Annotated in this window: 12 protein-coding genes and 1 riboswitch; of the genes, 1 reads left to right on the top strand and 11 read right to left on the bottom strand. The window is 45.2% G+C overall.

Features of this window, described 5'->3' with window-relative positions; translation table 11 throughout:
• Nucleotides 1-7 precede the first annotated feature (7 nt).
• The 3 genes from M72_RS15415 to metK form a co-directional block, all read right to left on the bottom strand.
• The gene (locus M72_RS15415) at nucleotides 8-697 is read right to left on the bottom strand and encodes a response regulator transcription factor (RefSeq protein ID WP_055068839.1); all 690 of its coding nucleotides are present in this window, start codon (nucleotides 695-697) and stop codon (nucleotides 8-10) included.
• A complete protein-coding gene (locus M72_RS15410; protein WP_055068838.1) occupies nucleotides 675-2,180 on the bottom strand; it encodes a sensor histidine kinase in 1,506 nt (501 codons plus the stop codon). The genes M72_RS15415 and M72_RS15410 overlap by 23 nt, the downstream gene beginning before the upstream one ends.
• 95 nt (nucleotides 2,181-2,275) lie before the next feature.
• Nucleotides 2,276-3,457: a methionine adenosyltransferase gene (gene metK / locus M72_RS15405; protein WP_022046305.1), complete on the bottom strand. Its 1,182-nt coding sequence runs from the start codon at nucleotides 3,455-3,457 to the stop codon at nucleotides 2,276-2,278.
• Nucleotides 3,458-3,539: 82 nt separating this feature from the next.
• Nucleotides 3,540-3,637, bottom strand: a riboswitch (SAM riboswitch).
• 139 nt (nucleotides 3,638-3,776) lie between these two features.
• Here metK and M72_RS15400 point away from each other — a divergent pair.
• The gene (locus tag M72_RS15400; protein ID WP_022046304.1) at nucleotides 3,777-4,892 is read left to right on the top strand and encodes an HD-GYP domain-containing protein; all 1,116 of its coding nucleotides are present in this window, start codon (nucleotides 3,777-3,779) and stop codon (nucleotides 4,890-4,892) included.
• A gap of 74 nt (nucleotides 4,893-4,966) precedes the next feature.
• On the opposite strand, the gene M72_RS15395 is transcribed toward M72_RS15400, so the two are convergent.
• The 8 genes from M72_RS15395 to M72_RS15360 all read right to left on the bottom strand — a co-directional run bounded on the left by M72_RS15395 (nucleotide 4,967) and on the right by M72_RS15360 (nucleotide 15,416).
• Nucleotides 4,967-6,259 carry a UDP-N-acetylglucosamine 1-carboxyvinyltransferase gene (locus M72_RS15395; RefSeq protein WP_055068837.1) on the bottom strand — a complete coding sequence of 431 codons (1,293 nt, stop codon included), beginning with the start codon at nucleotides 6,257-6,259 and terminating at the stop codon, nucleotides 4,967-4,969.
• A gap of 62 nt (nucleotides 6,260-6,321) precedes the next feature.
• Nucleotides 6,322-6,831, bottom strand: a complete 510-nt coding sequence (locus tag M72_RS15390; RefSeq protein WP_022046302.1) for a shikimate kinase — start codon at nucleotides 6,829-6,831, stop codon at nucleotides 6,322-6,324.
• Complete coding sequence (locus M72_RS15385; protein WP_055068836.1) at nucleotides 6,831-7,907, bottom strand: peptidylprolyl isomerase; 1,077 nt, start codon at nucleotides 7,905-7,907, stop codon at nucleotides 6,831-6,833. The genes M72_RS15390 and M72_RS15385 overlap by 1 nt, the downstream gene beginning before the upstream one ends.
• A gap of 75 nt (nucleotides 7,908-7,982) precedes the next feature.
• On the bottom strand, nucleotides 7,983-11,513 hold the full coding sequence (mfd, locus tag M72_RS15380; protein WP_055068835.1) for a transcription-repair coupling factor: 3,531 nt from the start codon (nucleotides 11,511-11,513) through the stop codon (nucleotides 7,983-7,985).
• Entirely contained in the window at nucleotides 11,514-12,098 is a 585-nt protein-coding gene (gene pth, locus M72_RS15375) for an aminoacyl-tRNA hydrolase (RefSeq protein ID WP_022046299.1), read from the bottom strand.
• A 637-nt stretch (nucleotides 12,099-12,735) separates the two neighbouring features.
• On the bottom strand, nucleotides 12,736-13,002 hold the full coding sequence (gene spoVG / locus M72_RS15370) for a septation regulator SpoVG (RefSeq protein WP_022046298.1): 267 nt from the start codon (nucleotides 13,000-13,002) through the stop codon (nucleotides 12,736-12,738).
• 24 nt (nucleotides 13,003-13,026) lie between these two features.
• Nucleotides 13,027-14,145 carry a glucose-1-phosphate adenylyltransferase subunit GlgD gene (gene glgD / locus M72_RS15365; RefSeq protein WP_055068834.1) on the bottom strand — a complete coding sequence of 373 codons (1,119 nt, stop codon included), beginning with the start codon at nucleotides 14,143-14,145 and terminating at the stop codon, nucleotides 13,027-13,029.
• On the bottom strand, nucleotides 14,142-15,416 hold the full coding sequence (locus tag M72_RS15360) for a glucose-1-phosphate adenylyltransferase (RefSeq protein WP_022046296.1): 1,275 nt from the start codon (nucleotides 15,414-15,416) through the stop codon (nucleotides 14,142-14,144). Before M72_RS15360 ends, glgD begins: the two co-directional genes overlap by 4 nt.
• Nucleotides 15,417-15,432: the final 16 nt, after the last annotated feature.

Raw genomic sequence — 15,432 nt, 5'->3', positions numbered from 1 at the left:
AGACCGTTTATAATTTAAACCGATATCCGACTCCCCAGATGGTCTCGATGTACTGCGGCTTGTTCGTATTCATCTCAATCTTCTCTCGAATCTTTTTGATGTGTACGGTAACCGTTGCAATATCACCGATAGATTCCATATCCCATATTTTACGGAACAATTCCTCTTTTGTAAATACATGATTTGGATTCTCTGCCAAAAAAGTCAGCAAATCAAACTCTTTTGTCGTAAACTGTTTCTCTTCTCCATTGACCCATACCCGGCGCGCCGTCTTGTCTATTTTAATGCCCCGGATCTCAATGATATCATTCTGTGGCATATTGCTGCCGATCAGTCGCTCATACCGTGCCAGATGTGCCTTCACACGAGCTACCAGTTCACTCGGGGAAAACGGTTTTGTCACATAATCGTCTGCCCCCAGTCCGAGCCCGCGAATCTTGTCAATATCATCCTTTTTTGCAGAAACCATAAGGATTGGTGTATTCTTTATCTCACGGATCTTTTTACAGATTTCAAATCCATCTACTCCCGGAAGCATGAGATCTAAGATAAACAGATCAAACTCCTCATGCAGGGCTCTTTCGAGTCCTTTGGTTCCGTCATTTTCAATTTCCACTTCAAAGCCACTCAGTTCCAGATAATCTTTCTCCAGATCTGCAATAGCCACTTCATCTTCAACGATCAGTATTCTGCTCATTTGCTGTTACCTCCTGATATTTGCGTATTACAAAGTACATGGTAGTGCCGGAATCTTCTTTGCTGGTTGCCCAGATTTTCCCTCCATGATCCTCTATGATCTTTTTTACAATGGAAAGTCCGATTCCGCTGCCACCGGTTGCCGAATTTCTGGAAGCATCCGTCCGGTAAAACCGGTCAAAAATATACGGCAGATCTTTCTGTGCAATTCCTCTTCCATTGTCTTCGATTTCCACCTGAATAAAGTCCCCCACATCCTTGATACGGATATTGATGAACTTTTCTGTTTTATTCATATATTTTACGGAATTTCCTATAATATTATTGATCACTCTGCGCAGCTGCTCCGGATCTGCAATAATCTGGGTATCCGGCGTTGCATAATTAAAATAGGATAACGCAATCCCCTTTGCTTCCAGATCCAGTCCGATTTCTTCCACGCAGTCTTTAAAATATGCGGCAACATTCAGTTTTGCAAAGTCATACGGAATACGGTTGGTATCAATTTTGGAATACAATGTCAGTTCATTGATCAGCGTATCCATTTCGTTTGCCTTATTATAAATCGTCCGGATATACTTATCGAGTTTTTCCGGAGTATTGGCAACGCCGTCCATAATGCCTTCCGAATACCCCTTTACTGCCGTAATCGGCGTCTTCAGATCGTGGGCAATGTTGCTGATGAGTGCACGGTTTTCTTTTTCATTACTGAGTTTTTCCTCCGCATTATCCTTCAGACGCTGACGCATCTGTTCAAACGTCGTGCAGAGCTCACCGATCTCATCGTCGCCCTGGGTATCCAGCGCAAAATCCAGATTACCTTCCTTAATATTCTCCGCTGCCACCCGCAGCTTCTGGATCGGTGTGATCATGCTCCGGTAAATCCACACAATCATCATAACCGCCGTCAGTAACAGGATAATTACCACGCAGATAATTCCCCATACAATAAACTGGCGGATTTCCTGCCCGGTAGCGTCAAAGGACGTGACAATATATGCCGTACATTTTTCTCCCGAATCCAGCTTGAAATCTACCTGTTTTACCAGAATTTCATCATCCCGGTCGATATATTTGTCCACCCCATGCCGGGAACTGTTTTCTCCGTATCCCGGAAGTTCCGAAAGGATCTTTTCATTTTCACTTCCGCCGTTGAACGAAATTTTCTCTCCGATCCTTACAATCAGATAAGAATATTTCTGCTTCAGATCCTCATTGATCTCGGTGAGATACGAAGCATCTTCCATTTTCGAAGGGGATAATCTGATTGTCTTTTTGATTTTTTCAAAATCCAGTGCCGTATAACGGTTTAACAGCGGCACAGAATTGATAATACTATAGGCATCCGCATTCTTAATTCCATACGTCTGCTCGATCACATGCGATTGAAAATTACAATAGGCGCTGATCGTGGCAATCGCCAGGATCGATGGCACAAAGATAATAATACAGAACGAAATGATCAGTTTGGTTTTTATCTTCATTCGTATTCCTTCCCTATAAAAAAATAAGACACAGAACAAACTCTGTGTCTTATTATATCATTCTTTTATAAAAAATTATGTAAACTTTTCATAAATTAAAGGTACTTCTTTAAAGCCTCTGCCTTGTTTGTTGCCTCCCATGGGAGATTTAAGTCATTGCGTCCGAAGTGACCATAAGCAGCTGTCTGACGGTAAATCGGACGGCGCAGATCCAGCATCTTGATAATTCCTGCCGGACGAAGATCAAAGTTCTCACGTACAATCTTTACCAGCTCATCATCTGCGATCTTTCCTGTACCGAATGTATCAACCATGACAGAAGTAGGCTGTGCAACACCGATGGCATAAGATAACTGAATCTCACACTTATCAGCAAGACCTGCTGCAACAATGTTCTTTGCAACATAACGTGCAGCATATGCTGCGGAACGGTCAACCTTTGTGCAGTCTTTTCCGGAAAAAGCTCCGCCGCCGTGACGTGCATATCCACCATAGGTATCAACGATGATCTTACGCCCGGTCAGACCTGCATCTCCGTGTGGTCCGCCGATTACGAAACGTCCGGTCGGATTGATAAAGAATTTGGTATCTCCATCGATCAGCTCCTTTGGAAGGATCGGATCAAAGACATATTTCTTAATATCCTCATGGATCTGTTCCTGGGTAACGTCCTCATCATGCTGGGTAGATAAAACAACTGCCTCAAGTCTCTTTGGCTTTCCTGCTTCATCATACTCTACAGAAACCTGTGTCTTTCCATCCGGACGAAGGTAGGTAAGTGTTCCGTCTTTACGAACCTTTGTAAGCTGTAATGCCAGCTTGTGTGCCAGTGAAATCGGATATGGCATAAATTCCGGTGTCTCATTGGTTGCATATCCAAACATCATTCCCTGATCTCCGGCGCCGGTATCCAGATCATCTGTCAGCTCGCCCTCTTTTGCCTCAAGTGCCTTGTCAACACCCATGGCAATATCTGCGGACTGCTGATCTAAAGCTACCATAACCGCACAGGTATGTCCGTCAAAACCGGTCTTTGCATCGTTGTATCCGATCTCGTTTACAGTCTTTCTTACAATTGCAGGAATATCAAGAGTTGCCTTTGTTGTAATTTCTCCTGTAACAAGTACGAAACCGGTACAGCTTGCTGCCTCACAGGCTACACGGCTCATCGGATCCTGCTCCATGCATGCATCCAGAATGGCATCTGAAATCGCATCACACATTTTGTCAGGATGTCCTTCTGTAACGGACTCTGATGTGAATAATAATTTTTCCATTGCTTTTTGTTTCTCCTCTCTTGTTTTATACAGAAATAAAAAAAACCGCCTCGCAGCGGATTGATCTAAAGATAATCAAATCCCCTTATTGTTCGATTAACTCGCTCAGGTTGGCACCTTCCAAACAGGGGTTGCCGTGACTTCACAGATCCTATGTATCTCCATCACTCTGAATAAGAGAAAGCTTACAATATTAAATTTGAAATATCCAAGTGCTACCATACTCCAGTTTCTTTCATCTGTCAAGCCCTAAAAGATTGACTTTTGTGCGAAATAATTCTATACTTTTGTATATACGTTACATACGGAGAGATAAAATATGATAAAAATTGAGACAAAACAACTACAAGAAGGTGCCATCCTTGCACAGCCTGTGATCACACCGCTTGGACAGCCGTTGGCTCCCGCCGGTTCTGCTGTAACCCGTCAGCTGATCAACCGCATGAAACTGTACCGTGTGGAATATGCAGAAATTGAGGGCGAAGAACCTGCTCCGCAGGAGGAGGCTCCAAAGCCTGTAAAAGAAGCAAAAACATACGCACAGGAAAGCAAAACACACTCACAGAAAGTCGCCGGTTCCAGTGAATTCCGCACGTTCCAGATTGAGTATGTTCAGGCAATTGAGCTGATGAAACAGTTGTATACCGCAGCCATCAAGGATAACAAACCGATTGACTCGCAAAAACTTCTGGGCAGTGTCGCAGATCTGTTCCAGTCCCGCAACACCATCGTTGAAATGTTTGATATGCTTTACAACATGCGTACTGTGGCCGATTCGGTTTATGCGCACAGTCTCAACGTTGCACTCATTTCACGAATGATCGGCCGCTGGCTGCGTTTTGAACGTCACGATCTGGACATTCTTACGCTTGCCGGACTGATGCACGATATCGGAAAACTGCTGATTCCTTCCGATATCTTAAATAAGCCGGGATCTCTGACCGATGAGGAGTTTGCAAAAATCAAACAGCACCCGGCACTCGGATACGAGATTTTAAAACGTCAGCCGGATCTGGATTCCCGTATCAAAAAAGCTGCCCTGATGCATCACGAGCGCTGTGATGGAAGCGGCTATCCGACCGGATTGACGGAAGATTACATTGACAATTTTGCAATGATCGTTGCAATTGCCGATGTGTACGATGCCATGACAGCGGCACGTTCCTATCGCTCTCCGTTGTGTCCGTTCGAAGTGATCAGTAAATTTGAAGAAGATGGTTTCCAGAAATACCATACAAAATATATTCTGGTTTTCTTAAAGCAGATTGCCAGCACTTACCAGAGTAACCGCGTCATCTTAAGTGACGGAAGGGGATGTACCATTGTCATGTTAAATCAGAATGCACTGTCCCGTCCGATTGTCCAGTTTGATGATAAATCCTGTCTGGATCTTTCCACCGCCAGCCGCGACCTCTATATCAAAGCGGTTTTATAAATTTTTCAAATGAAAAGGGAGTGTGAAAACATACCAATGTTTTTCACGCTCCCTTTTTTGCCCGTTCTTTTTATTTATGAAACTTTCAGAATAAACTTCTGAATTTCTTTTTCATCCGATACCTTTTCAATCTGTGCCCCAATGCCGCGCAGCTTCTGATCAAATTCTTCGTATCCACGCTCGATAAAATAAATATCATCAATCACCGTAATTCCCTCTGCCACCAGACCGGCAATCACCAGCGCTGCTCCCGCACGCAGATCCGGCGCATTCACCCTGGCACCTGTATAACGGGCCACTCCATTGATAATGGCAATATTGCTCTCTACCTTGATATTGGCTCCCATACGTGTCAGTTCATCCACATATTTGAAACGGTTTTCAAAAATGCTCTCCGTAACGGTACTGGTTCCCTCTGCAATTCCCAGAATTACTGCCATCTGTGGCTGCATATCTGTCGGGAATCCCGGATACGGAAGTGTTGTCACCTGTGTGTGATGCAGTTTTCCATCCGAAATAATCCGAACCGCATCATCGAACTCCTCAACTTTGCATCCTGCCTCCACAAGTTTGGCGGTTGTTGCTTCCAGATGTTTCGGAATAACATCCTTTACCAGCACATCTCCCCCTGCTGCCGCTGCCGCAAACATAAAGGTTCCTGCCTCTATCTGATCCGGGATAACCGAATACTCTGTCTTATGCAGCTTCTCCACACCGACAATACGGATAACATCCGTTCCTGCACCACGGATATTCGCACCCATACTGTTTAAGAAATTTGCCACGTCTACCACATGAGGCTCTTTTGCCGCATTTTCAATTACGGTTTTTCCTTCTGCCATGGATGCTGCCATCATAATATTGATCGTTGCTCCAACCGATACTTTATCCAGATAAATATGTGTTCCGTTTAATTTTTCTGCCTCTGCAATAACAAGACCATGTGCAATATCCACGTCTGCTCCCATTGCACGAAATCCTTTGATATGCAGATCAATCGGTCTGCTTCCGATATCGCATCCGCCCGGAAGAGCCACTTCCGCCTTTTTGTATTTTCCAAGAAGTGCACCGATCAAATAATAGGACGCACGGATTCTACGGATAAATTCATTGTCCACCGTCACGTCTTTGATAAATGAACCGTTGATCTTTACGGTATGTGCATCAATACGGTCTACCATTGCACCGATCTCTGCAATCGCCTGCAATAATACATTAATATCTCTCACGTTCGGCAAATTTTCGATTGTAACCGTTTCATCCGTCATGATCGCAGCTGCAAGAATTGCCAGTGCCGCATTCTTTGCCCCGCCGATTTCTACCTCACCATTCAGCGGATTTCCGCCTTTGATTACATATTGTTCCATATCTCACCTCAATAAACGCCCTATTTCGTATAGTACGCTACCCTACTATCTATCCTATTCATCTAGTGTAAATTTGTGATACCATCCACAATCTGTTCAACGGTCTGTTCGATATCCAGCCCCGTCTCCGAAATCCGGATATCCGCATATTTTTCATACAGCGGCGTGCGCTCCAGATACAGATCATATAACGTCTGTCCGTCTCTTAAAACAACACCCCTGCCTTTGATATCTTCCAGACGTTTTTCCAGCTCCGGATATGCCACCTCAAGATATATAACCGTTCCGATTTCCTGCAGATGCTCCATAGCTTCTTTTCCGTAGACGACACTGCCTCCGGTTGCAATAATTGCATGATGTGCCTCAAGTGTCGCATTCACACGGTTTTCTACCTGAATGAACCCTTCGGTTCCCTCTTCTGCAATGATCTCACGAAGCAGGCGCTTCTCCTGCTCCTGAATGACTAAATCTGCATCTATAAACTGATATCCCAGCACCTTAGCAAGGATAACGCCGACGGTGCTCTTACCCACCCCCGGCATTCCAATTAACACAATGTTATCTTTTTGCATTACTGTGTACTCTCTACATTCTGTGTTTCTGTGGAAGTCTGTGTCTCTGTAGAGGCATTCGGGTCCTGCTGTGTCAGAGAATTCTTAAATGAAATCTTTGCAACATTCTTTTTATTGACCTTCCAGCCGTCTTTTTTCTGCCAGCCCTCCAGCACTTCATTGTAGTGGTCACTTTTACGTTTGTCAATAATATTCTGACGATTTTTTTCTGTAGCGTCTTTGTCTGTTTCACTGTCCAGACGAACAATATATAATGCACTGTCTGTTTCAATCACATCGGAAGTTTCTCCTTCTTTCAAATCATCCAATGCCTTTTTCACAGATGTATCCAGTGTGGAATCATCGGATGCATACGCACCGGTAGTGGTCTGCTGATCCTCATCCTTTGCAGCATCTTCGAGAGTTTTTCCATTCTTTACCGCATCTTCGATTTTGTTTGCGGTCTCCTTCAGCTGCTTTTTCTCATCATCGGTATATTCTACGGTATTTCCGCTGTCATCCTGATGGGAAGTTGTAGAAATAGTCATCATCGTATAACCGCGCTCATTTGCCTCTTCATCCGTCACATTGGTATCTGCTTCTGCCTCGATGGCTTTCTGCATCTTGCTGCGGATGGTGTAGAGCGTAAGCAGTTCCTCCACGGTATCTTCGTCTGCAGTCATCTCCTTGAGTGCCTCGGAAGAATTATCGCTGATAAACTGCTGTGCAGCTCTTTTGATTGCTGCCTTTTCGTCTTTTGTCACACTCACATCATAGTCTTTCATATGTGCCTGTAACGTATACATCTCATGAAGCTGTTCCATAACGGAATCTTTCATGGTGTCTTCCATGGTTGTTCCGTTTCCATATAAATCCTTGCTCCAGAGCTCACTGCTGCTTTTGGCCCCCATCATGCTCTTATAATAATCTTCTACATTTGCCTGCTGATAACGGCATGTAAAGTTTGCCATGCCCATCGTGACGGTCTGATTTTTCATGCTTGCTGCCGTCGCACCTGTATTTATACCACATCCGGTAAAAGCTGCTGCGCAGATTGCACCGGCTAAAATAATCGCTGTAACTTTTTTTGCTTTCATAGTTCCTCCCGGGAGTTTCTTTTCACCTATATACCAGAGTATTATAATTCTTTTCCCTACATCAGGCAAGCACTTTTACGGCTCCGCACACAAAAAAACGTGCATTTGTTCCAATAATTGCCTGAGAACTTCCAGAATTTCCCTGTTCTTTTCCCTTGAATTTGCTCCCAGACGGTAAGTGAAGTACGGTTCCTTCGGATCTGCCGCAAATTTCAGTGACGGGGCAAACGCTTTTACCAGCCCCGGAATATGCTCCGCGTGAATCTTTGCTTTTTCGTACATTAGGATTTTTAACAGATCTTCTCTTTGAACAATTTCCTTAATATATACACTGTGGGCAACCGCTTTGAGTCTGGCAATTGTCAGCAGATTCTGCACGGACTTCGGAGGCTCTCCAAAACGGTCAATCAGTTCTTCGAGCATTTCCTCCGCTTCCTCATCCGTTTCAATTCCGGCGATCCGCTTATACATATCCAGTTTCTGCGACTCATTTGCAATATATGTGGACGGAATAAATGCATCCGTCCGGATATCAACGGAAGTCTCAAACTGTTCGGCCGGTGCTTCTCCCCGGGCTTCTTTCACCGCTTCGTGAAGCATCTTGCAGTACAGATCATATCCAACCGCCTCCATGTGACCGCTCTGTTCGGCTCCCAGCAGATTTCCGGCTCCCCGGATCTCCAGGTCCCGCATGGCAATCTTAAATCCGCTGCCCAGATCCGAATACTCCCGGATGGCAGCCAGTCGTTTTTCCGCCACCTCTTTGAGCATTTTGTTTCTGCGGTACATAAGAAACGCATACGCCGTACGATTGGATCTGCCGACCCGCCCGCGCAGCTGATACAGCTGGGAAAGCCCCATATTATCCGCGTCATGAATGATCATTGTATTGACATTTGAGATATCCAGTCCCGTCTCTATGATTGTCGTTGATACCAGTACATCAATGTCTCCATTGATAAACCGGTACATGATATCCTCCAGCTGGTTTTCTCTCATCTGTCCATGAGCAAATGCCACATTTGCCTCCGGCACCAGCTCCTGAATGCGTGACGTCACTTCATCAATATCCCTTACTTTGTTATACACATAATATACCTGTCCGCCACGGGCAAGTTCCCGCGTGATTGCCTCCCGGACCAGTTCCTCATTATATTCCATGACATACGTCTGAATAGGGACACGGTCCATCGGTGGTTCCTCTAAAACGCTCATATCCCGGATTCCGATCAGGCTCATGTGAAGTGTCCGCGGAATCGGTGTGGCAGTAAGTGTCAGCACATCCACATTGGTCTTTAACTGTTTGATTTTTTCTTTGTGAGCCACACCAAACCGTTGTTCCTCGTCCACGACAAGAAGCCCAAGATCTTTAAACTGCACATCTTTTGACAGAATCCGGTGTGTTCCCACAATAATATCCACCTGTCCTTTTTTCAGATCACTGATGGTCTTCTTCTGCTGCGCTGCCGTGCGGAAACGGCACAACAGATCCACCCGGACAGGGAAATCCTTCATTCTCTGGGAAAACGTATTATAAATCTGCTGGGCAAGAATGGTTGTCGGCGCAAGGTATGCCACCTGTTTATTCTCCTGCACTGCTTTGAAAGCTGCACGGATCGCAATCTCCGTCTTTCCGTAACCGACATCCCCGCAGATCAGCCGGTCCATAATCTTATGACTCTCCATATCCCGCTTGGTTGCATCAATGGCAAGCACCTGATCTTCGGTCTCTTCAAACGGGAACAGTTCTTCAAACTCTCTCTGCCATACCGTATCCGGTCCATACATATAGCCATTCTGTTCTTCCCGCTCGGCATATAATTTCACCAGATCCTGTGCGATCTGACGCACGGCTCCACGCACTTTTCCCTTGGTTTTTGTCCACTCCTGGCTTCCAAGTTTATTGAGTTTTGGTTTTCTTGCGTCTTTCCCCGCATATTTCTGGATCTGGTCAAGCTGTGTTGCAAGAATATACAGATTGGAGCCTCCCGCATATTCGATCTTGATGTAATCTTTCACCTTTCGGTCGACTTCTATCTTTTCAATTCCTTTGTAGATACCAAGCCCATGATTTTCATGTACGACATAATCCCCGACACTCAGATCCGTAAACTGCTGGATTTTTTCGCCCTCATAGGTGCGGTGCCGCTTCTTTTTCTTTTTTTCTTCCCCGAAAATATCCGTATCCGTAATCACTGCAAACTGCAGGATCGGATATTCATACCCCTGATGCACTTTTCCGTAGCAGACCATGATCTGTCCTGCCACCAGATCGTGATCGTAATCTTCCGTATAAAAACAGTTGAGTCCTTCGTTTAAAATATCCTCTGCCAGACGCTTCGCGCGTGTGCGGGAACCGGAAAGTAAAATAATACGGTATCCGTTTTTTTTGTATTTCTTCAGGTCTGCGATCAGAAGTTCAAAGCTGTTATTGTATGCGCTTACGCTCTTTACATGAATGCCGAACTGCCCATTGGATTTTAATCCGCAGGTCTTGATATCCAGTGCGGAAACCGCACAGCAGGAATATTTTTCAAGCCTTCCCATGATTTCCTTATAGCCAAACAGTTCGTTCATCTGCCCCGGCAGAATATACCCCATTTCCAGACGCTGCTTCATGCTCTCCGAAAATTCCAGTTCCGTCTGCCGTCCGCGTTCCGCGCTCCGGCTCAGCTCATCGAAAAACACAAATGTATCTGCCGGATCAAAATAATCCAGAAGGCTCCACCGTTCCCTGCAGAAATAGGACAAAAAAGCATCCATTCCCGCGGTTTCCGACAATTCTTCCCATTCCTGTGCCAGTTCTTTTGCCTGTGACAGTGCCCGATAGGCTTCCTCGGTTTTCATTTCTTTCCGCAATTTATCGGAAAAAGCTTCTGCTTCCTTTAACAGTCTGCGGATACCTTCTGCTTTCTCTTCGGTCGAAAGAACCAGTTCACATGCCGGATATACCACAAGCTTTTCTATATTTTCAATAGATTTCTGACTTTCCACATCAAAGGTGCGAAGGGTATCTACTTCATCATCCCACAGTTCAATCCGGACCGGATTTTCTTCCGTCAGCGGAAAAATATCAAGAATTCCACCTCTTAATGCAAACTGACCGATATTATCCACCTGATACTGCCGTTCATACCCCATCCGCACCAGCTGTTCCACAAGTGCATCCAGATCCAGGGTATCTCCCTGTGCAATATGCAGCACACTGTCCCACACCTGTGCATCCCTTGGCATCGTATTCATCAGGGCATCAAATGTTGTGATCACCGTCACCTGTTCATTTTCATGAATTGCCCGCAATGCACTGATCCGCTCTGCGGTAAGAAGGTTTCCGCGGATATCCGATTGATAAAACAGCACATCCTTTGCCGGATAATACACCACTGACGGATCAAAAAAACGATAGTCGTCATACAATTCTTTCGCTTTCTGCTCATGAAACGTTACGATCAGACGCCGGCTGCGTGTCCTTCCAAGCGTATAAATCATATGTGGCTTCTGTGCATCAATACAGCCACTGATGGTCACCAGTCCCGGCTGCATGGCCGCTTTTGTCATATCTTCATATCCGCTCAATTCCTGCAGCGGTTCTATAAATGCTTTCACTTACTTTGTATTCTCCTGCTTTTTTGCATTAAAATCATTCATTGCCTTGTCTGCTTCCCCCTGAATCATCAGGACTGCTGCATCTTCCGCATCCCGTATGGCTTCTTCCACCCTTGCACGGTCCTCCCCGGAAAAACGGCCAAGCACATGGTCTGCCAGATCCCATCCCTGTGGCTTTTCCCCCACACCGACTTTAATTCGCATAAAGTTTGAGGTTCCCACACTTGAAATAATGCTCTTGATTCCATTATGCCCACCTGCACTGCCTTTTTTGCGCACACGGATATTTCCCGGTGCCAAAGAGATGTCATCAAAAATAATCAGCATTTCGCTCTCCGGATCAAGCTTATAGAAATTCACGATTTCTGCGATGCTTTCTCCGCTTAAATTCATATAGGTCTGCGGTTTGGCCAGGATGACTTTTACGCCTTCGATCACACCGCTTCCACACAGCGCTTTATGTTTTTTCTCCGTGATGCTGATGTTGTATTTTTCCGCCAGTGCATCGACGGTATCAAATCCAATATTGTGTCTTGTTTTTTCGTATTTCTTGTCCGGATTTCCAAGTCCTGCAATTAAAAACATGTATCCAATTCTCCTTTTATTTGAATTTTTGTCCGTTAATTACGAAAGGTACCGCCGGGTGGCTCCCGTGTGGTGGCTGGGGCTGCTGCTTCCTGTGACGTGCGATTCAGACAGAATCTTAGAATTTGCGAAAATGATTGCGTGGCTCTAATTTTGTGTCCGGGCAACGTTTCGACAGCGGCGCGGCTTGTGTCCGTCTGGCAGGGATGCGCTCAGAATTTCTAGTCTGCCTAAGCGGAGCACTTCAAAAATTTTATTGCGCCCGCTCCCGGTTGTGTCTCCCTATGAACACTTTGACAGTCCTTTCATAAATGTGGTCGCAAACCGACCCGCGAGCACAGTATTTTGAAGCACTCCGCTAAGGCAGACACGAAATCCTTCGGACGCGTCCCTGCCAGACGGACACAAGCCGCGCCGCTGTCGAAACTTGAACGAACGCAAATCATCAAAGGAGCCACGCGGTCATTTTCTGCAGATTCTTGATTCTGGATGTTGAGCACGTCACAGGAAGCAGCAGCCCCAGCCACCACACGGGAGCCGCCCATCCATAAGTTTCGCAATTACGGATTCAAAAAGTCTGTAATTAAGAAAAGGACCATGGATTACTCCACAGTCCCATTTCTCTTATTTTAATCGTTTATTCCTTCTCCTGCAAGACCTCTTCATACTTTTTCAGTATCAATCCCTGAATCTGATCCCTTGTAGCGGAATTGATCGGATGTGCGATATCCCGGAAATCTCCGTCGCCGGCTTTTCTGCTCGGCATCGCAATAAACAATCCTTTTTCCCCTTCGATCACTTTGATATCATGTACGACAAATTCATCATCGATTGTGATAGATACCACGGCTTTCATCTTGCCTTCTTTTTCCACCTTGCGGATTCTAACGTCTGTAATCTGCATATGTATCCCCCTTCTAGTCTCTCCCTAGAGCATATATCTTTCGTTGTTTTCTGCAACAATCCGGACAGCATCGTCTCCGGAATAAAATGTATTTGCCCGAAGCGTTCCATGGCTCTCCACAATGCAGTTTTCTACATGCGTATTATCGCCAATATATGCATCATTCAAGATAATCGAATTCTTGATCACGCAATTTTTTCCTACAAACGCTTTCTTAAACAAAACAGAATTTTCTACCCTGCCGTTTACAATACATCCACTGGCGATCAGACTGTTGCTGACGTCCGATCCCATATTGTATTTTGCCGGCGGAAGATCATCCACTTTCGAATAAATCTTCGGCTCTTCGCGGAAAAAGTACTTTCTCACATCCGGTTTCAAAAAGTCCATATTTGTACGGAAGTAATCATCTACACTTGCAATATTACTCCAGTAACTATTCAGTTTATATCCATACACACGCTTTACATTGCGGTAACGCACCAGCACATCCGTAACAAAATCAAACCGGTTTTCCTCCGCTGATTTTTCGAGAATTTCGATCAGCTGTCTTCTCCGGATAATATACACTCCTGTGGAAATCGTATTGGATTGTGCCACCAGCGGTTTTTCCTCAAAATCCGTGATCCGGGAATCTTCATTCATACGGACGACTCCGAAACGGCTGACATCCGCATCTGCCGGCATATCCTTGCATGCAATGGTAATATCTGCTTTCTTTGCGATATGAAACTCCAGCAGGTCATTGTAATCCATCTTATACACACAGTCACCGCTGGATATGATCACATACGGTTCGTGACGGTTTTTCAGGAAATCAATATTCTGATACATGGCATCTGCCGTGCCTCGGTACCAGTCACTGTTTTCTGCCGTAACGGTTGGTGTAAACAGATACAGACCTCCCTGTTTTCTTCCAAAATCCCACCATTTTGAAGAACTTAAATGTTCATTCAGTGAACGGGAATTATACTGTGTGAGTACCGCAACTGTCTGTACATGCGAATTGCTCATATTACTTAAGACAAAGTCAATGCAGCGGAAACTTCCGCCGACCGGCATCGCCGGAATCGCACGTTTTCTGGACAGTTCTCCCATCCGGTTGTTATTGCCACCCGCCAAAATAATTCCTACTGCTTTCATTTTCTGTCACCTGCCTTAATGATTACTTCGCCGCCTGCCAATACCCCGTCTGGATAATCTTCTTTTACTGTCACACCGGAAATGGCTGTGTTTTTGCCCACCTTTACATTCTCCGGAACAACAGAATCGTCTCCAATCGTTACCAGTCCAAACGAATAAACACTCTCGTTTAATTTGTTTGGTGCTGCTTCTCCTATTCCCAGTGTTACCCCATCTTCAATTCTGCAGTTTTCTGCAATTATGGATTTGTCGATCGTTACATCCCTGCCGATACTGGTATCCTTCATAATAATGGAATCCCGCACGACAGCCCCCGGTCCAATATATACGTTTGGTCCGATTACCGAATTGATCACCGCTCCATGGATCTCTGCTGCCTCCCCAATAATGCAGCGCTCCACTTTTGCCCCCGGTGCTATGTACTGCGGCTCAATCGTATCGCACTTCGTGTAAATCTTCCAGAACTCCTCATAGAGATTGAATTCCGGAATCAGATCAATCAGCTCCATATTGGCTTCCCAGTATGAGCCAAGTGTTCCCACATCCTTCCAGTAACCGTTGAACTCATATGCAAAAAGCCTCTTGTTGTTTTTGAAGCAATACGGAATAATATGCTTTCCGAAATCACAGCTCTGCTGATCTTTTAATTCGATAAGAGCATCTCTTAATACTTTCCAGGAGAAAATATAAATTCCCATGGATGCCAGATTACTCCGCGGTTTTTCCGGTTTTTCCTCAAAATCCTGAATCTTTTTGTTTTCATCCGCAATCACAATTCCGAAACGGCTTGCCTCCTCCATGGAAACAGGCATCGTCGCAATCGTCACATCCGCATGATTTGCCTTATGGAAGTCCAGCATAACCTCATAATCCATCTTATAAATATGATCTCCGGAAAGGATCAGAACATATTCCGGATTATAACTTTCCATATAGCGCAGATTCTGATAAATGGCATTGGCTGTACCGGTATACCATTCACTGTTATTGCTTCTCTCATACGGTGGAAGTACGGTCACTCCACCATTGTTCCGATCGAGATCCCACGGAATGCCGATGCCGATATGTGTGTTCAGCCGGAGTGGCTGATACTGCGTCAGCACACCAACCGTATCAATTCCGGAATTGATACAATTGCTGAGTGGAAAATCGATAATTCTGTACTTGCCGCCAAATGCTACCGCCGGCTTGGCGACGTCCGATGTCAGAACTCCAAGTCTGCTGCCCTGACCGCCTGCTAAAAGCATGGCTATCATTTCTTTCTTAATCACGTCATCACTCCTCGTC

This window comes from Roseburia faecis, assembly GCF_001406815.1.
In the GTDB taxonomy this organism is placed as follows: Bacteria; Bacillota; Clostridia; order Lachnospirales; family Lachnospiraceae; genus Roseburia; species Roseburia faecis.
The sequence above is the reverse complement of the archived record's forward strand: the minus strand, read 5'-3'. Positions and strand labels throughout refer to the sequence as shown.